The 17,345-nt window shown below is 63.8% G+C and carries 15 protein-coding genes; 7 read left to right on the top strand and 8 right to left on the bottom strand.

Annotation, left to right across the window (positions count from 1 at the left end; genetic code table 11):
- The first annotated feature begins 6 nt into the window (after positions 1-6).
- From M2337_RS15490 to M2337_RS15500, 3 genes are read left to right on the top strand one after another with little or no spacing between them, the layout of a single operon-like run.
- Positions 7-1,281, top strand: a complete 1,275-nt coding sequence (locus tag M2337_RS15490) for a TolC family protein (protein ID WP_264570952.1) — start codon at positions 7-9, stop codon at positions 1,279-1,281.
- Positions 1,278-2,420 carry an efflux RND transporter periplasmic adaptor subunit gene (locus M2337_RS15495; protein WP_264570953.1) on the top strand — a complete coding sequence of 381 codons (1,143 nt, stop codon included), beginning with the start codon at positions 1,278-1,280 and terminating at the stop codon, positions 2,418-2,420. The genes M2337_RS15490 and M2337_RS15495 overlap by 4 nt, the downstream gene beginning before the upstream one ends.
- Positions 2,421-2,423: 3 nt before the next feature.
- On the top strand, positions 2,424-5,672 hold the full coding sequence (locus M2337_RS15500; protein WP_264570954.1) for an efflux RND transporter permease subunit: 3,249 nt from the start codon (positions 2,424-2,426) through the stop codon (positions 5,670-5,672).
- Here M2337_RS15500 and M2337_RS15505 read toward each other — a convergent pair.
- Positions 5,657-5,944 (bottom strand): hypothetical protein, encoded by a 288-nt coding sequence (locus M2337_RS15505; RefSeq protein ID WP_264570955.1) that lies wholly within the window; start codon positions 5,942-5,944, stop codon positions 5,657-5,659. The two genes, M2337_RS15500 and M2337_RS15505, sit on opposite strands and share 16 nt — an antisense overlap.
- Positions 5,945-6,206: 262 nt before the next feature.
- Positions 6,207-6,692 carry a MarR family winged helix-turn-helix transcriptional regulator gene (locus M2337_RS15510; RefSeq protein WP_181560290.1) on the bottom strand — a complete coding sequence of 162 codons (486 nt, stop codon included), beginning with the start codon at positions 6,690-6,692 and terminating at the stop codon, positions 6,207-6,209.
- A gap of 292 nt (positions 6,693-6,984) precedes the next feature.
- Here M2337_RS15510 and M2337_RS15515 point away from each other — a divergent pair, with 292 nt between their 5' ends.
- Together M2337_RS15515 and M2337_RS15520 are read left to right on the top strand one after the other, a co-directional pair.
- Positions 6,985-9,804 carry a TonB-dependent receptor plug domain-containing protein gene (locus M2337_RS15515; protein WP_264570956.1) on the top strand — a complete coding sequence of 940 codons (2,820 nt, stop codon included), beginning with the start codon at positions 6,985-6,987 and terminating at the stop codon, positions 9,802-9,804.
- Positions 9,801-11,189: an MFS transporter gene (locus tag M2337_RS15520; protein WP_264570957.1), complete on the top strand. Its 1,389-nt coding sequence runs from the start codon at positions 9,801-9,803 to the stop codon at positions 11,187-11,189. The genes M2337_RS15515 and M2337_RS15520 overlap by 4 nt, the downstream gene beginning before the upstream one ends.
- 410 nt (positions 11,190-11,599) lie before the next feature.
- On the opposite strand, the gene M2337_RS15525 is transcribed toward M2337_RS15520, so the two are convergent.
- The 3 genes from M2337_RS15525 to M2337_RS15535 are packed head-to-tail and all read right to left on the bottom strand — an operon-like array spanning position 11,600 to position 13,898.
- A complete protein-coding gene (locus tag M2337_RS15525; RefSeq protein WP_264588613.1) occupies positions 11,600-12,610 on the bottom strand; it encodes a tetratricopeptide repeat protein in 1,011 nt (336 codons plus the stop codon).
- Positions 12,611-12,627: 17 nt separating this feature from the next.
- Positions 12,628-13,521: a hypothetical protein gene (locus M2337_RS15530; protein ID WP_264570959.1), complete on the bottom strand. Its 894-nt coding sequence runs from the start codon at positions 13,519-13,521 to the stop codon at positions 12,628-12,630.
- 20 nt (positions 13,522-13,541) lie between these two features.
- On the bottom strand, positions 13,542-13,898 hold the full coding sequence (locus tag M2337_RS15535) for a hypothetical protein (RefSeq protein ID WP_264570960.1): 357 nt from the start codon (positions 13,896-13,898) through the stop codon (positions 13,542-13,544).
- A gap of 86 nt (positions 13,899-13,984) precedes the next feature.
- Here M2337_RS15535 and M2337_RS15540 point away from each other — a divergent pair, with 86 nt between their 5' ends.
- Together M2337_RS15540 and M2337_RS15550 are read left to right on the top strand one after the other, a co-directional pair.
- Positions 13,985-14,293, top strand: coding sequence for a hypothetical protein (locus tag M2337_RS15540; protein WP_264570961.1), 309 nt, complete (start codon positions 13,985-13,987; stop codon positions 14,291-14,293).
- A gap of 309 nt (positions 14,294-14,602) precedes the next feature.
- On the top strand, positions 14,603-15,772 hold the full coding sequence (locus M2337_RS15550; RefSeq protein ID WP_264570962.1) for an ATP-dependent DNA ligase: 1,170 nt from the start codon (positions 14,603-14,605) through the stop codon (positions 15,770-15,772).
- On the opposite strand, the gene M2337_RS15555 is transcribed toward M2337_RS15550, so the two are convergent.
- Genes M2337_RS15555 through xth form a run of 3 tightly spaced genes read right to left on the bottom strand, consistent with a single transcriptional unit; the run spans position 15,708 to position 17,131 of the window.
- Positions 15,708-16,154, bottom strand: coding sequence for a hypothetical protein (locus tag M2337_RS15555; RefSeq protein WP_264570963.1), 447 nt, complete (start codon positions 16,152-16,154; stop codon positions 15,708-15,710). The genes M2337_RS15550 and M2337_RS15555 overlap by 65 nt on opposite strands.
- A gap of 18 nt (positions 16,155-16,172) precedes the next feature.
- Entirely contained in the window at positions 16,173-16,325 is a 153-nt protein-coding gene (locus M2337_RS15560) for a hypothetical protein (RefSeq protein ID WP_264570964.1), read from the bottom strand.
- Positions 16,322-17,131 (bottom strand): exodeoxyribonuclease III, encoded by an 810-nt coding sequence (gene xth, locus M2337_RS15565; protein WP_264570965.1) that lies wholly within the window; start codon positions 17,129-17,131, stop codon positions 16,322-16,324. The genes M2337_RS15560 and xth overlap by 4 nt, the downstream gene beginning before the upstream one ends.
- Positions 17,132-17,345 lie beyond the last annotated feature (214 nt).

Below are 17,345 nucleotides of genomic sequence, written 5' to 3' on the forward strand. Positions count from 1 at the left end.
TCACTCATGAAGAAATTGCTCGCGGCGATGCTCGCCGCAGCGTCCTGTGCCTCGACGGCGCAGGCGCAACAGGGGCTCGTATCGGCCAATGCTGCGGCGTCGATCCTCACGCTTGAACAGGCCATCGCCGCAGCGGGCGGCGCTGCACCGTCAACCGACGCTGCCAAAGCCGCCATCGAAGCCGCGCGCGCCAACCGCATGGTTGCAGGCCTGCGTCCCAACCCCGTGGCGCAAGCCCAGGTCGAGAATGTCGTCGGCACCGGACTGTATAGGGGGCTCCAGAGCGCGGAGACGACGATGGGCGTGACATTGCCCATCGAAGTCGGCGGCAAGCGCAGTGCGCGTGTGGCTGTCGCCACAGCGCAACTTTCGCGTGCGGAACTGGAAGCAGCGGTCGTCGCGGCCGATGTCCACCTTCAGGTCACGTCGCTCTATGTCGAGGCGATCGCGGCGGAAAGACGGCTCGCAACCGCCCGAGACCAGCTCAGTATCGCGAACGATGCCCTGCAAGCGGCACGGGTGCGCGTGCAAGCCGGCCGTGCTTCACCGCTTGAAGAGCAGCGTGCGGATCTCGCCAGGATCAACGCGGGGGTGAGCCTGGAACGCGCGGCCCGGCTTGCGGATGTCGCGCGGCTGAACCTCGCACGACGGCTTGGCCGTTCGATTGATGGTGCGCTGGATATCGAGCTGCTCGACCAAATTCCGACAGCATCCTATGGCCCGACAATCGCGCCGTCCGCTTCCGGTACACTCACGCTTGCGGCAGCCGACGCCGATCTTGCCGTCGCCGATGCCGGCATCCGTCTGGCGCGCGCCAATCGTGTGCCCGACCTCAATATCGGTCCGGCGCTCCGGCGTCTGGAAGCGACCAACGACACCGCCGCGGCTTTCGCCATCTCGATTGCGATCCCGCTGTTCAACAACGGGCGGGCGGCGGTGGCGCAGGCTAGTGCCGAGCGCACAAGGGCTGAGGCGCGGCGGCGCATGACGGCACTCGATGTCGATCAGGCGATTGCCGAAGCGCAAGCTGAAGCAGCCAATGCCGAAACGACCGCACGCGCGGCCGCCGGCCCGGCGCTTGCGGCCGCGCAGGAGGCGGCCCGTATCGCACGGATCGGCTATCGCGAGGGCAAGTTCAGCCAGCTCGACTTGCTCGACGCCGAGCGCACGCTCGCGGACACCCGCGTCGCTGCGATCGATGCCCTCGCCAATTATCACAATGCCCGTGCGCGGCTGGAGCGGCTGACCGCTCCCGCGCCTCAAGGGGGAAACCGGTCATGAAGAAAATCAAGCTTGCGGGCGCAATGTCGCTCGCGCTCATATTGGCTGCCTGCGGTGACGGCGCTTCGACGAACGAGACCGCGCCCGAGCAACCCAAGGAAACCGGCCATGCGGATGAAGGCGTCATCACGCTCTCGGCCGAACAGATCGCGGCGGCAGGCGTGCAGGTTGCCGGTCCGCTGATCGGCGGCGCCGGCACGATCGAACTGCCCGCGACGATCGATGGCGATCCGCAGGCGACACAGGTCGTCTCAGCGGCGATCGCAGGTCGTGTCGTCGCGCTTAACCGCAATCTCGGCGAAAGCGTTTCCCGCGGGCAGACGCTTGCGGTGATCGAGAGCCGCGAGGCGGCGCAGCTCAAGGGGGCGGTCGAGGCGGCCCGGGCACGGCTCGCCCTCGCCAACTCCAATCTCGCGCGCGAGCAACGGCTGTTCTCTCAGCGCGTTTCACCTGAGCAGGATCTGATCGCGGCGCGAACCGCGGCAACCGAAGCGCGGATCGCACTCACTCAGGCGCAAAGCCAGGTTTCGGCAGCTGGTGGCGGTGGGGGCGAGCTCAATCGCCTCGGCATCGTTGCTCCCCTCTCAGGCCAGGTGATCGCGCGATCGGTCGTGCTCGGTCAAACGGTTGCGGCTGACGCCGAGCTGTTCCGGGTCGCCAATCTGTCGAAGGTGTCGCTAACGCTCAGCCTCAAGCCCGAGGATGCGGGCCGCGTCCGACCTAGGGCGCCCGTGACGGTCACCGCAGCAGGACGCTCGGCGATCGGGAAGATCAGCTTCGTGTCGCCAGCGCTCGATCCACAGACAAAACTGGTGCCGGCGATCGCATCGCTCGACAATGGCGGCGACGTCTGGCGCGTTGGCGAGGCGGTTACCGCGTCGGTGCAACTGGCTGGCGGAGGAGAGGGTCCCGTCTCTGTGCGCGTGCCCTTGACGGCCGTGCAAACGGTCGAGGGGAAAACGGTCGTGTTCGTGCGGACGGCCACAGGCTTCAGGGTCACGCCGGTCCAGCTTGGCGATCCCGCCGGCGACACCGTGCTGATCCGCTCCGGGCTTTCAGGCCGTGAGCGGATCGCCACCACCGGAAGTTTCACGCTCAAGGCCGAGCTCGGCAAGAGCGAAGCAAGCCATGAGGACTGAACCATGATCGCCCGCATCGTCACATGGGCGGTGGAGCAGCGATGGCTTGTCCTCGCTCTCACCGCCGTTGCCGCCGTTATCGGCGCCTATTCCTTGTCCCGCCTGCCGATCGACGCCGTGCCGGACATCACCAACAATCAGGTGCAGATCAACGTTCGTGCGCCCGCGCTCTCGCCTGAACTGGTCGAGAAGCAGGTGTCGTTTCCGATCGAAACGGCGCTCGCCGGTATTCCCGGTCTTGAGTACACCCGTTCGCTGAGCCGCAATGGCTTTGCTCAGGTCACGGCCGTGTTCACCGACGCGACCGACATCTATTTCGCGCGTCAACAGGTCGGCGAACGCCTTGAAAGCGTGAAAGAGAGCCTGCCCGGCGGCGTCAGCCCTGAAATGGGGCCGATCGCGACGGGGCTTGGCGAGGTTTATATGTGGACCGTTCGGCTCGACCATCGGGCGGACGACAAGCATCGGCCCGGCGAGCCTGGCCAGCAGCCAGACGGCAGCTACATCACGCCCGAAGGGCAACGGCTGACGAGCGAGGCCGATAAGGCCACCTATCTGCGCACCACGCAGGACTGGATCGTCACGCCGCTCCTCAAGAATGTGCCCGGCGTCGCCGGGATCGATTCGATCGGCGGCTACGCCAAACAATATCTCGTCGTGCCCGATGTTCAGAAACTGGCATCGATAGGTCTGACCCTGACCGACCTCGGCACTGCGCTTGAGCGCAACAACTCCAGCGTCGGGGGCGGGTTCGTCAATCGCGGTGGCGAAGGTCTCGCGGTCATATCGGACGCGCTGATCCGCAACGAAGCGGAACTGGCGCGAACAGTCATCGCGACCCGTGAGGGCGTACCGATCACGCTTGACCAGGTCGCCACGGTGCAGACCGGACAGGCGGTTCGGATGGGATCAGCCTCGGAGAATGGCACCGAAGTGGTGGTTGGCACGGCGATCATGCGGATCGGTGAAAACAGCCGCACCGTGGCGACCGCGGTTGCCGACAGACTGCAGGAGATCAACGCATCCCTGCCCCCCGACGTCGTCATTCAGCCGGTGCTGGATCGGACGGTCCTCGTGAACTCAACGATCAAGACGGTCGCAAAGAATCTCAGCGAAGGCGCGCTTCTGGTCATCGTCGTCCTGTTCCTGTTGCTCGGCAACTTCCGGGCGGCCCTGATCGCAGCGCTGGTCATCCCGATCACGATGGTGCTGACCGGTTTCGGAATGCTGCGCGTCGGCGTCTCAGCCAATCTGATGAGCCTTGGCGCGCTCGACTTCGGCCTTATCGTCGATGGCGCCGTCATCATCGTTGAGAATGCGCTCAGGCGTATTGCCGAACAACAGCATCATGAGGGGCGCCTGCTCACAGTGCAGGAGCGGCTCGGCAATGTTGCGAGCGCCGCGCGCGAAATGATCCGTCCCTCTGTCTACGGCCAGGCGATCATCATTCTGGTCTATGTGCCGCTGCTGACGCTCACCGGGGTGGAAGGCAAGACCTTCGTGCCGATGGCGCTCACGGTCATCATCGCGCTCGCCTTCGCCTTCATCCTGTCGTTGACCTTCGTGCCGGCGATGATCGCGATCTGGCTTTCGAAGAAGGTTGAGGAAAAGGATGGCCGGATCATCTCCTGGTTGAAGGCGCGGTACGAACCGGGCCTCCATCGGGCGATGAAGACGCCTTCGTTCACCATCGGCGCGGCGGTTGGAAGCCTTGCGATCGCGGCGGCGGCATTCCTCTCGCTGGGGCAGGTGTTCCTGCCGCAGCTCGATGAAGGCGACATCCTGATCCAGGCCCTGCGGATCCCGGCGACCTCGGTCCAGCAGAGCCAGGCGATGCAGGCGCCGCTCGAGCAGATGATGTCGCGTCAAAAGGAGGTGAAGTTCGTCTTCTCCAAGACAGGCACGGCGGAACTGGCATCCGACCCGATGCCGCCCAATGCCACGGACATGTTCGTGATCCTCAAGCCGCGAGACGAGTGGCCCGATCCCCGCCTGACCAAGGCGGCACTGGTCGAACGTCTAGAAGGCGAGTTGGGGAAGATCCCCGGAAACGCTTATGAGATCACTCAGCCGATCCAGATGCGCTTCAATGAGCTGATTGCGGGCGTCCGCGGCGATGTCGCGGTCAAGGTTTTTGGTGACGATTTCGCATCGATGAACCGGGTGGCCGAGCAAATCGCTTCGGTTCTGCGGAGGACGGAAGGCGCGACCGACGTGAAGGTCGAGCAGACAACGGGCCTGCCGATGCTCGACATCCGCGTCAATCGCGATGCGATGGCGCGGCTCGGCGTGACGGCGCAGGACGTGCAGGACACCATCACCGCCACAATCGGCGGGCGGACGTCAGGCATGATCTTCGAGGGTGATCGGCGCTTCCCGGTGGTCATCCGCCTTTCCGAGGCCCAACGTGCCGACCTCGGCGCTCTGGCCCAAATCCAGGTGCCGGTCGCTGGGGGCGCCTATGTTCCGCTGTCGAGCGTCGCGACGATTGCGGTGGTCGACGGGCCAAACCAGATCAGCCGCGAGAACGGCAAACGCCGCGTCGTTGTCCAGGCCAACGTCCGGGGCCGCGATGTGGGCAGTGTCGTTGCAGACGCTCAGGCTGCGATTGCGAACGAGGTGCGCTTGCCTGCGGGCAGTTATCTCGAATGGGGCGGGCAGTTCGAGAATCTCGCGTCGGCAAGCGAACGGCTAAAACTTGTCGTGCCGGGCTGCTTCGTCATCATCCTGTTGCTGCTCTACGGTGCGCTCGGCAATGTTCGGGACGCGGCGATCGTGTTCACCGGCGCGCCCTTCGCGCTTGTCGGCGGCGTGTTGCTGCTGTTCCTGCGCGGGATGGACTTCTCGATCTCGGCGGCGGTGGGGTTCATCGCCCTGTCGGGAATCGCGGTGTTGAACGGGCTGGTGATGGTGAGCTCCATTCAGGATCTGATCGGCAAGGGCATGAGCCGCGCCGAGGCAGCACGAACAGGCGCGATCCAACGCCTGCGGCCGGTCGCCATGACTGCGCTGGTCGCAAGCCTGGGCTTTGTGCCCATGGCCTTTGCCAGCGGCTCCGGAGCCGAGGTCCAGAAGCCGCTGGCGACCGTGGTGATCGGCGGCCTGATATCCGCAACGCTGCTGACGCTGTTCGTTCTTCCGACACTCTATGCCCGCTTTGGACAACGCGCTGTCCGGCGGCGCGGTCATCCGATGACCTCGGACACGCGTCCCCCGCTTTTGTCAAAGCCAGTTAGTCAGACGCGCGAATGATGCGCATTTGAGGTGGTCCGAATGGTCATGTGACGCGCCGCAAGGAAGAAATGCCAGGCGGGCCACACCATCGCTGCGAGGCATCCCATGATCACCCATTGCGTGGCCTGGGATGTCGCGGAGCGGCATGCGCTGGCCAGTTCCGGGGTGCTCCCGGCGGCGGCCGCGCCGCCGGGGCACGTGCTCGAAAAACTACCTTGCCCAATGGCACCGAAGAGATGAGCCGCCAGCAGATCGATCCCCATGCCCGCGAGCAGCGCACCGAAACCCATCGCGATCAGACTGAGACAGAAGCTCGCGATGACCGATTGTCATCTGCCATATATCGTTGGGGCGCTGCGGCGATCCGCACATGAGATGGGTATTGGACGGCAAAGTCTTGTGTGGCGCCTCGCGGATGCGTAGCAGGCAGCGGTTGATCGCAGGCCGGTGCGGCTCAGGGGCGCGGTGGGGACGTTCGCCAGAGGCGCTATGCCCGGACCGTCTTCGACGGAGCGACGATGGCGGGGGTCGTAATACGGATCAACGTAAGCTTTACTCCTTGCCCCGCCCATAATTCTCGATCGCCTGGCTAACCCGCTGGAGGACGGAGAGACAGGTCTCCAGCTCCGAGCGGGAGACGTCGCTGAGCAGTGCGTCCCTTATGTCGCTGACCTCCTGCGAGATCGCCTCAATGATCGGATGCGCCGCTGGCGTAAGGTGCAGGTTCTTGACGCGGCGATCCGTGCTGCTCTCACGCCGCTCAAGCAGCCCCTGACGGACGAGCTCGTCCACGATGGCCACCAAAGTGGCGCTGGTGACGGACATATGTTCCGCCAGTTCGGTCTGGGTAATCCCCGGCTGCAGTCGCGCCCAGGCGAGCACCCGCCAGCGGGGCTGTGTCTGGCCCGCGAAGCGCAGATGTTCATCCAGCAGATTGCGCCACGCGCGGCCGGTGCCGACCAGCCACCACGACATCTGCACCCGCAAATCGGCATCCGAACCGGGTTCCTGACCACGGGCGGGCGGCGGTCCTGGCACGAACCGCGCCTTCGCATCCTTTGCGGAAAAGGGCGCGATTTTCGGCGAATCCTTTGCGTCTTTCGACCTTCCCATCATCGCCCTCCTGCCTTGTTGGTCTTGATGCTTCAACACCCATTGCCTTCACTTTAAAAGATAGGATATGAATTACTAGGCGCCCTAAACATTAGGGCGGTAAATTCATGTCCATGCGTGCTCTATGCCGTGCCACACAGGCGCGGTCGAGCGAACGATATGGGCAGAGACTGGGGAGAGGATTGCAATGCTGGCGCTTCGTCAACGAGTTCGGGTTTTGAGAAATTCTGCGGCCATTCTGGCGATGGCTGCGATCGGCGTGGCCTCTGCCGCGCACGCGCAGAATCAGGGCGGTGCAGCACCGCAGGCCGAGGATCAGGCCGCATCCGGTTCGCAGGAGATCGTCGTAACGGGCTCGCGCATCACGCGTGGTGGTTTCACCGCGCCGACTCCCGTCACCGCGATCGGTCGCGACCGACTCGAGACGACTGCCGCGACGAATATTGGCGACGTGCTGAGCCAGTTGCCCAGCTTTCGGGCCACCTCCAGCCCTTCCGCCACACAGACGACGCCCGGCAATGCCGTCGGCTCCCGCGTGCTGGAACTGCGCAGCCTTGGCAGCGAGCGCACCCTGGTGCTGGTCAATGGCCGTCGGTTCGTGCCGACGACAGCGCGCGGGACGGTCGACACCAACTATATTCCCGGCATCCTCATCGATCGCGTCGACGTCGTGACCGGCGGTGCATCGGCGGCCTATGGTTCGGACGCGGTTGCGGGCGTCGTGAACTTCATCCTCAACAACAAGCTCGATGGCCTTCGCGCCGAGGCCCAGTCGGGCATCTCGCAGCGCGGCGACGACCGCACGATCTTCCTCTCGGCGGCCGGCGGCACATCCTTCGCCGGTGGCCGGGGCCACGTCGTGTTCGGCGGGGAGTATGAAGACAATGATGGCCTGGCGGACTGCTATCAGGCCCGCTCGCTGTGCGCGCAGGAGTGGACGCTCGTCGGCCGCCCGGCTGGCGCGGCCGGTGCGGGCGCCCCGGCGCTGAGCATTCTCAACAACGTCCACACCGCCACCATAGCCCCGGGCGGCCTTATCCTCAGCAATGGCCCCCTCAAGGGCCTGCAGTTCCTGCCGGATGGGACGACAGCGCCCTATGAGGTCGGCAGGCTCGCGGGTTCGCTGTTCCAGCAGGGCGGCAGTGGGAAGGGCCAGAACGCCTTCCTCGCCGGCTTGCTTCTCAAGGTGCCGGTCGAGCGCTTCAGCACCTATGGCCATGCCGAATATAAATTCAGCGACGCGCTCAAGGCCACGCTGGAAGCATCCTATGGCGAAGTCCGCGCGTTCTCGGTGAGCGCGCAGCTGCGCGACAGCACAGGCTCGCTGATCGGTCCGGTCCGCCGCGACAATCCATATCTCCCCCGGTCGGTCACGGACGTCATGGATGCCAACGGCATCACCCAGTTCAACATGGGCCGCGCCGGGCTCGACCTCGGCAATGCCCGCGGCGCGACCAAGAGCACTGCCTTCCGCATCATCGGTGGCCTCTCCGGCGCCATCACCGATCGCTGGACGTGGAACGCCTACTATCAATATGGCCGCAGCACCTATCATCAGGAAGCGACCAACAACCTCATCCGCTCGCGCCTGCTGCTCGCGGCCGATGTCACCACCGGTCCCGGCGGCACGCCCATCTGTCGCTCGACGCTCACCAACCCGACCAATGGCTGCCAGCCGCTCAACCTGATCGGCGCGGGCCGCTTCAGTCAGGAGGCGCTGGCCTATGTCACCGGCACATCGATGCTCGACCTGAAGATCACCCAGCAGGTTGCCGCGCTCGACGTGCAGGGCGATCTCATCGACTTGTGGGCCGGCCCGCTGTCGCTGGCGGCCGGCGCCGAATATCGCCGCGACGAGGTGAAGGGCTCGACCGACCCGCTTTCGCCCACCGGCGCCTTCTACGTCTCCAACTTCGCTGCTTCCAACGGCAAGGTCGAGGTCAAGGAAGCATTCGTTGAGGCGGTGCTGCCGTTGCTCAAGGATAGTGCGCTGGGCAAAAGCCTGGAGCTGAACGGCGCCGCGCGCCGCACCGACTACAGCACGAGCGGCGCGGTCACCACCTGGAAGCTCGGCGGCGTCTATGAGCCGGTCGATTTCCTGCGCCTGCGTGGCACGCTCTCGCGCGATATCCGGGCGCCCAATGTGAACGAACTGTTCGGCTCGGTCACGCGCAGCTTCTCGTCCTTCACCGATCCGGTGACGAGCAAGCAGGGCCTGATCGAAATCGTCTCGGGCTCGAACAATACGCTGCGCCCGGAGAAGGCCGATACCTTCACGGCCGGCGTGGTGCTGAGCAACCTGTCGTTTCTGCGCGGCTTCAACCTCTCGGTCGATTATTACAATATCCGCGTGAACGACGCGATCGCGCAGATCGGCTCATCGACCATCGCGACGCGCTGTCTGGTGAACAACGCAACCGAGTTCTGCCCGCTGATCACGCGGAACGGGGCAGGCGAAGTCACCCTGATCAACGACCGTCTGCAGAATGTGAATGGCTTCAAGACCCGGGGCCTGGACATCGAGGCGAGCTATCGCACCCGCATCGGTGCCGCCGCATCGCTCGACCTGCGGCTGCTGGCGACCAAGACGTTCGATCTCATGATCATCGACAGCGCCGGTTCGGTCGACCGTGCCGGCCAGACCGGCTTCCGCGCCAGCAACACCCCCGGCGTGCCGGACTATGTGCTGGACGGTATGGCGACCCTCAAGGCCGGGCCATTCAGCGTGAGTGCGCATGGCCGCTACATTCCCGAGGGCAAGTTCCTCGTCGAGTTCGTCGGTCCCGAGGATGCAGGCTACAGTGTCGGTCTCGCGAACAGCATCAGCACCAATCGCGTGGCCGCCCGCTTCTATGCGGACCTCACGCTGGGCTGGAATGTGAAGGCCGGCCGCAGCGATTTCGAATATTTCATCGCGATCCGTAACCTGTTCGACAAGGATCCGCCGATTGCACCCAGCGCGGTGGGCATCACCAATCAGGTGCTGTTCGATCAGGTCGGACGCGCGTTCCGCGTCGGGGTGCGTCTCAAGCGATGAGCGAGTCGGTCGGCACGCAAGCCACGGGTCAGACGCAGCCGGCATCGGCTGGCGCGTCTGGAGCCGGCGACGATTGGCCGTCGCCGGCCCGCGCCTGGTACACGATCTGGCTGATCGCCTTCGTGACCATGCTCTCCAATGTCGACCGGAACATCATCAATCTGCTGGTCCAGCCGATCAAGCGCGACCTGGCGCTGAGCGATACCCAGATCAGCCTCATCATCGGCTTCGCCTTTTCGTCGGCCTATATGGTCGTCGGCTTGCCGATGGCTCGCGTCGCGGATCAGCGCAGCCGCAAGATGATCCTGACGGCCGGCCTGACGGTGTGGAGCCTGGCCACTGCGCTCTGTGGCATGGCCAGGAGCTTCGGCGGGCTGTTTTTCGCACGCGGCGTCGTCGGGGGCGCGGAGTCCGTCGCCGGCCCCTCGTCCATGTCGATGATCTCGGACATGGTGCCGCGGTCGAAGCTGCCGCGTGCCTTCGCGGTCTATCAGCTCGGCATCAGCGCCGGTCAGGCCACGGCGTTGTTGGCCGGTGGCCTGCTGGTGGCGTTCTTTGCCGGAATGGGGCCGGTCCATATCCCGGTTCTGGGCGAGATGCGCGAGTGGCAGCTCGTCTTCCTCGTCTGCGCCCTGCCGGGGCTGGCAACCGCCTTGCTCTTTCTCTTCACCGTGCGGGAGCCGGTGCGCCGCAATCGCCGCGGCAAGGGCAGCGTACCACTGCGCGAGGTGGGGGCGTATCTCCTGTCAAACCGCATATTGTTTCTGCCCCTGTTCCTCAGCATCGGCATCGGCGCGATCGAGACGACGGGCCTCATGACGTGGCGCGCGGCCTTTTATGAGCGCACCTATGGCTGGGGACCGGCGCAGATCGGGCCACTGCTGGCGCTGTCGCTCCTCATCTCTACGCCGATTGCGTTGACGCTGGGCACCTGGTTCGCGGAATATATGGGCAAGCGCGGCAATCCCGATGCGATGGCGCGGGTCTGCTTCTATTCGCAAGCCCTGTCCGCTCCTTTCGCGATCGCCACCTCGCTCATGCCCAGCCCCTGGCTCGCCTTCTTCTGCGGCATGATCTCCTCGATCATCGGCCTCGCCAGCGCCCCTGCGCAGAATGCGGCGATCCAGATGGTGACGCCAAGCGAGATGCGCGCCCAGATCAGCGCTGTGTATCTCTTCACCATCAGTGTCATCGGCAATGGCCTCGGGCCGCTGCTCATTGCGCTAGTGACCGATTTCCTGCTGAAGGACGAGAGCATGCTGCGCTATTCGATGGCGTTCTTCGCCGCCGTAATGGCCCCCGGCGGGGCGGCGCTCATGTATCTGGCGATCAAACCTTATGCTCAGGCTGTAAGGAGTTCTGGTTTCGGGGAGCCGTCACGCTGAGGAGAGCCCTGAGGACTGGTTTCTATGAGGCTGAACGAACGGCAGCTTTCCATTGCTTCCACGTCGAAAGCTGTCGTTCCGGCCAGTCCTTCTGACGCTCGCGACGTCCGCTTTGGCGGCGCCTCTAATCGCAGTATTCGCTTTCCGACCAGCTTCTAACCAACCAGAGGTTCAAGTTCTTCCCCACGCCGAGAGTGTGCGTCTTGCCGACGGTTGCCGATCAAGCAGGCCGGAGCGGATAAGCGCTGCTTCGAAGGGCTCAGCAAGATTGCTCAGTGCTCGACTTGTCTCGTCCGCACCATGTTTGGAAGACGCAGCCCGTCGAGCATCGTCCGGGGACTGCTTTTATGCCTCTATGGATCAGCCCAAGCATTCCCAAGGCAGGTCAACCCGGGGCGCGAACCTCAGCGCTATTCCTCTGCGCCATCCTCGACCGCGCTTGAAGCGCTTGCGGCAGCGCGTGCATCGGCGAGCGCCTTCCTCGCCTTGCCAGCCAAGGAAGCCTTCGGGTCCAGCTTTAGGGATCGTTCCAGCAAGGCAATCGCTCGCGCATGATTGGGATCCCGACCTTGCGTCCCCTCCAGCTCAGCTTTCCCAAGCATGAAGCAGCTTTCCGCCTCCCCGAGCCCGCACGCCTTGTCGAACATATCGAGCGCGCCGCTACGGTCTTTACGGACTCCCTGGCCCCGGTGGATCATCATCGCGAGATTGCCGCAGGCGCTCGCGTCGTCAGCCTGACACGTCTTCTCGAACAATTCTGCGGCTCGCGCGTAGTCACGCGGCACGCCGAGCCCGTCCCGGTAGAGGACGCCGAGATTATAGCATGATTTGTCATCGCCCGCGTCGCAGCCTTGCCGGAACAGGCGCGCGGCTTCTGCATGATTCCGGCGCAGTCCCTTGCCCAGCGAATAGGCAGCGCCGAGGTTCATGCATCCGTCGGACGATCCCTTGTCGCAGGCTTCCCGGAAGAGAGCAGCGGCGCGGACGTCGTCCTTCGCAACGCCATCCCCGCGAATATAAGCGAGGCCGAGGTTCGAGCATCCGGTGGCATCGCCGCTCCGGCAGGCATAGGCATAATAAGCAGCGGCTCGGTCCATCGACAGAGCCACGCCCTGCCCCTGCCCATAAGCGAAGCCGGCCATGGTGCAGCTTGCCATGTCACCAAGATTGCATGCCTTGCCGGCAAAATAGGTCGCCCGCACCAGATCGCGGGCGACACCCCGGCCTTCACGGTAACGCTCGCCCAGTTCGGCGCAGCTGTCCGCATCCTCTCCGTCGCAGCGCGTGACAAGGTCCGGCACGGAGGTCGGCGCGTCCTCTTGTGACGGCTCCATTTCCGGTGGCGCTTGCGTTACTGTCGCGGCTTCCTGCGCCTGCGCAGGAGGCACCGCGGAGGCGATTGCCAGCGCGAGGACAACCATGGGCCCCAAGGTCGGCGTCACCCGCCTTGTCCCTCGGCCCCGTCCCGGACGAGCTGTGCGCGAAAGCGGAGCGATTGCGGCGTAGACTCAAGCACGTCGATCATGAAGTCGCCGATATGAACTGTCTTTTGCGCTCGCGGAAAGCGCATGGGCTGGCCGGAACCGGCATGAGCGAGGTCGTCAATGCTGTAGCCACGCTTCTCGAACACCAACTCGCCGTTCTGTACCCCCAGATAGGCAATGTCGTAAATCTGACCGACCACATCCGTGTCATAATCACTGACGATGGGGATCTGCACACCCTTCGCATAATCCCGTGGCGGAACGACGGCATGTCCCGCCAGCGCGATCTGCGGCGTGCCGAAGGTTTCAACGCCGGGCGCCATCGAGCGAATGACCGGCACCTTGGGATCAAGGCGCATGCGTTCGTGGATTGCCGCCGGGCTTTCCAACGCCTGGGTGTCAGCGATCAGGGCCTCGGCAAAAGCGACTTCGTCGATCTGCAGCGGGAAGCCGTCGCTCTGCGCGCGATCCGCGGCGCAGACGAACTGCAATTGCGCATCGCCGATTGTGTCGGGCAGCACGGCTTCGGTCGGAAAGCGCACCGCGGTCTCGTCGAGCCGTTGATCCTCAGCGTCATAGCGCATGGCCATATCCCAGCTTTCGGTGCGCTTCTTGCAGTCGGTCACCATATAGGCGCGGATGAGGGCCGCTGGATCATTGGGATCGCGGATCACCTGGCTGGCCTGATACCGGACGATATTGCCCTCACGCTCGATGGAGCCCACATCGACGAACAGAACCCGGTCCCCGCCCTGCGCAACGAACCACCATTGCGAGGAGCGCGCCTGGGCGGCCATCGGCGCCAGCGCGAGCAGGCCGCATAGCAACGTAGCAATTTTGCCGTTCAACAGCTGTCCTTTCCTCATGGTCATTTGCCGGGCGATTCCGCCTCTGGCGCGCCTAGCGGCTCAATGGATTTCCCATCCCTGGTACAGGTGAACCGCGACGCACGCAGTGGCGGTTGCACGCTCACCGCATCTGCCCGCCAGATTTGTCCCTGATCCGGGCTGGACGTCATCACACTGCGGTCGATACGCATGCCCGCCTCCGGCGCCAGCTCCTCTTCGAAAAACCGAACGCACTTCTGAACGGCGGTATCCGTGATCCCAGCAATCGCGACCTCATCTTCGCCGATGCCGACGGGCAGCATGCCGGCGACAGCATCTGCCCTCACCACATCTTGCGATGGGGCTGCGGCAGCGAGGAGAACTGTTATCGTCAGCATAGGATAGACCTTTACAGGAGGAACAGGCTCTATGGGCTCTGGCGCCCAAACGCTTCGCGGCAAAGGCTGAAGCATCATCGTCCGCGGTGCGCAAGTGGGATGGCAAATGGCTAAGTACGTTGCTTCGTGCCGCGGGCTATCCTCGCGATACGCTGCGGCTGCGTGACGCCGATGCGGCTCAGCGCGAAACAGTCGAGCGCATTCTCGCTCCTTTCCTGCCGTCGGAACAGCTTGCGGAAGAAGTCGGGAACCTCCTTACGCTCGCCGAGGTGCGCGAGATTGCAGTTCCTCCCGCGCATCGCGCGCTGGCCGATGCACATGCGGAGAGGGCGCGCTGGTGCACGGTGCGCGATGCAGCCCTCGCGCGCGCTGCCGAACTGAGCGACCATACCTGATAGCCCGCGTAAGGCCGGCCATCATCCGGTCACGCCCGACGGACGTTACTTCGTGGTGCGCGGCCGGTTGTGGCGCATGTCAGACCCGGCGCTGTCCGAAGAGAGACGCGCTCGTCTCGTCAAAACGTTGATGGCCGCACGCCGGGCGGTCGGTACCGCCAGACGCGCTCATTACAAATCAGCCGAGAATTGCGCGCACGGCGAAGTTGACGAAGCTAAGCGAACCCTCGGCGAGCGCGGTCCCATGTGGTGGACTGATGGCGCGCCCGATCTCAATCGCCGCATGGTCCGTACGACGGTCTACGCTGAATGGTTCGCCAGTCTTTCAAACTGAGCCATTTCGACGATAAGCAACCGCTCTCCCCGCCCGGGGGTTATCCTGACATGGCTCGCTCGAAATCAACTCATATTACCACTGGCCACAGCAAGGCTCCGCTTGCGCCCATGGAAGCGGTTTTGGTCGAGGAACTGCCCGAGTCACCCGGCTGGCAGTATGAACCCAAATGGGATGGCTTTCGCGCGATCGCTGCGCGCGAGGGCGACAATATCGAGATCTGGTCCAAATCGGGCAAGCCGCTCGGCCGCTACTTTCCGGAAATGATTGCCCATATTCGCAACCTTCCTGAGAAGCACCTGCTCCTTGACGGTGAACTGGTGATCCCGATCGGCGATCATCTCTCCTTCGATGCGCTTCAGGCCCGCCTCCATCCCGCTGCCTCGCGCATCGCCAAGCTCTCGAGGGAGACACCCGCGCAGCTTATCCTGTTCGACGCGCTGGCAATCGGCAGCAGCAACCTTCGCGACAAGCCACTGACGGAACGACGGGGCGCGCTTGAGGCGCTATACAGCTCGATAGCCAATTCATCACTGATCCTGTCGCCAGCCTCAAAATCTCTGGAGCAAGCCAAAACCTGGCTAGCCGAAACGGGCGGAGCCCTTGATGGCGTGATCGCCAAGGCGCTCGACGAGCCCTATCGACCGGGGGAACGCGCGATGCGGAAGGTGAAGCAATTGCGGACGGCCGATTGCGTGGTTGGCGGATATCGCAAGACTGCCAAGGGCGATGTCGCCTCACTGCTCCTTGGGCTCTATACTCAGACTGGTCATCTCGATCTTGTCGGATTTAGCTCGGGTTTCCTCGCCACCGAGCGCAAGGCCCTGATCAAAACACTCAAGCCGCATGAAGGCGGGCCGGGGTTTACCGGAAAGGCGCCCGGCGGACCCAGTCGCTGGAATCCCGACAAGAGCGGTGATTATATTGCGCTCGATCATGGGCTGATCGCCGAGGTCATCTATGACCAGATCACCGCAGGCCGGTTCCGCCACGGCACCCGCTTCCACCGATGGCGCCCTGACAAAGCGCCCGCGCAATGCACGTTCGATCAGTTGGTGCGAGAGTTGAAGCCTGCCGAACTCATTCAACTCGTCGAAAAGAGCGAAGAAATCGGGAAGAAACTTCCGCCCGAAGACCTGACCTAAGAGAAGGGGACGACGCGGATCGACGCACTGAAAGCAGAGCTGTCTCGCGACTGACCTTCTTATGCCCGATCTGCGCGCCCGTTTCGCCAGCCACGGGATCACGACGGCGATCAGGCACCGCCGCCATTCGCGCTTTGGCGGCATCGTCGGGTCCTTCCCGGCAGATGTCCCAGCTCAACCCTTTCGGGTACGCGCCGACGACCTGAAAATCTTCGCTGGACGCAACGCAGCGGTGGCCGGTGCCGACGGGCAACATCACCGCATCGCCCACCACGACTTCGACCTGCCGGCCATCGGGTCCGCCGAGTTCGAGCATCGCCCTTCCGGCAAACACGCCGAGCGCTTCATGCGTGGTCGAATGATAATGATGATAGTCGAACACACCGTCACGCCAGTCGGGCTACCAGCCATCCTCCGCGAACAGCGCTTCGAACCGTTCGGCCAAATCCGAGTTACCGCCCTGCAATACGCCGCGATAGACGATTACGGGCAACCGCCCATTGTTCGGTACCCAGCCGTTTTTGCCCAGGAGGAAGCTTTCAGTCTCCATCATGACACAGCTTTCGGGGTTCTTTTGCGTTGGGGCTTATCGGCAAGCTCGATCCAAACTGGCGCATGGTCGCTCGTTTTTTCCCAGCTACGCACATGCGCGTCAACCTGAGCATCGACCAGTCGGCTGAAGAGGGTCGGGCTGAGCAGCAGATGGTCTATTCTAAGGCCTGCATTTCGGCCGTAGGCGTTCCGGAAATAATCCCAGAAGGTGTAGATGACTTCGCCAGGATGAAGCGTGCGAAGCGCATCTGTCCAACCTTGGTCCAGCAACCGGAAATAGGCCGCCTTCACCTCAGGCGCGAACAAGGCGTCGTCGAGCCAGCGCTCGGGCTTATAGACGTCAAGTTCGGTGGGTATGACATTGAAGTCACCAGCAAGCATTACTGGCAGCCCGGTTTCGAGTAACCCGGCAGCGTGATCGATCAGCCGCTCGAACCAGCGCAGCTTATAGTCGAATTTGGGGCCAGGTCGGGGATTGCCATTCGGGAGATAAAGCCCACCAATCAGGATACCGTTGACCGCCGCCTCGAGGTACCGGCTTTGGCTCGGGTCCGGGTCGTCGGGAAGCCCTCGCCGGGTCTCGTGAATTTCTCCGACGCGGCTCAGCATCGCGACGCCGTTCCAGGATTTCTGGCCGTGCCAGATGACATCATAACCAAGATCGCGGATGGCGCCTTCGGGAAAGCGCTCCTGCGGCGCCTTCAACTCCTGGAGCACGACGACATCGGGTTCAACTTCTTCCAGCCAACGGAGGAGGACAGGCAGCCGGCCGTTGACGCCGTTCACATTGGAGGTCGCGATCTTCACCGCCGAGCACTCGCACGTCCAGCAGCATCCCGTCGGCGCCCGCCCAAGACCCTGAAGAACCCTGGACCGACGCGCTTCATCTGCGCCACATCATGAATCCTGCCAATGGCATATCCACGAAATCCTTTGGCATGAGAGTCGTTCCAGCTTGGTCTAAGGAAGATCCCGGCGGACGCGCGCACGTCGCTCACCCGCGGAAATGCTCGTTGAGCCG

The organism is Sphingobium sp. B2D3A, assembly GCF_025961795.1.
Classification (GTDB): domain Bacteria; phylum Pseudomonadota; class Alphaproteobacteria; order Sphingomonadales; family Sphingomonadaceae; genus Sphingobium.

Coding starts and splice junctions, on each gene's coding strand:
- M2337_RS15490 (WP_264570952.1), top strand. CDS start 7: ATGAAGAAATTGCTCGCGGCGATGCTCGCCGCAGCGTCCTGTGCCTCG.
- M2337_RS15495 (WP_264570953.1), top strand. CDS start 1,278: ATGAAGAAAATCAAGCTTGCGGGCGCAATGTCGCTCGCGCTCATATTG.
- M2337_RS15500 (WP_264570954.1), top strand. CDS start 2,424: ATGATCGCCCGCATCGTCACATGGGCGGTGGAGCAGCGATGGCTTGTC.
- M2337_RS15505 (WP_264570955.1), bottom strand. CDS start 5,944: ATGGGTTTCGGTGCGCTGCTCGCGGGCATGGGGATCGATCTGCTGGCG.
- M2337_RS15520 (WP_264570957.1), top strand. CDS start 9,801: ATGAGCGAGTCGGTCGGCACGCAAGCCACGGGTCAGACGCAGCCGGCA.
- M2337_RS15525 (WP_264588613.1), bottom strand. CDS start 12,610: ATGGTTGTCCTCGCGCTGGCAATCGCCTCCGCGGTGCCTCCTGCGCAG.
- M2337_RS15535 (WP_264570960.1), bottom strand. CDS start 13,898: ATGCTGACGATAACAGTTCTCCTCGCTGCCGCAGCCCCATCGCAAGAT.
- M2337_RS15550 (WP_264570962.1), top strand. CDS start 14,603: ATGGTTCGCCAGTCTTTCAAACTGAGCCATTTCGACGATAAGCAACCG.
- M2337_RS15560 (WP_264570964.1), bottom strand. CDS start 16,325: ATGATGGAGACTGAAAGCTTCCTCCTGGGCAAAAACGGCTGGGTACCG.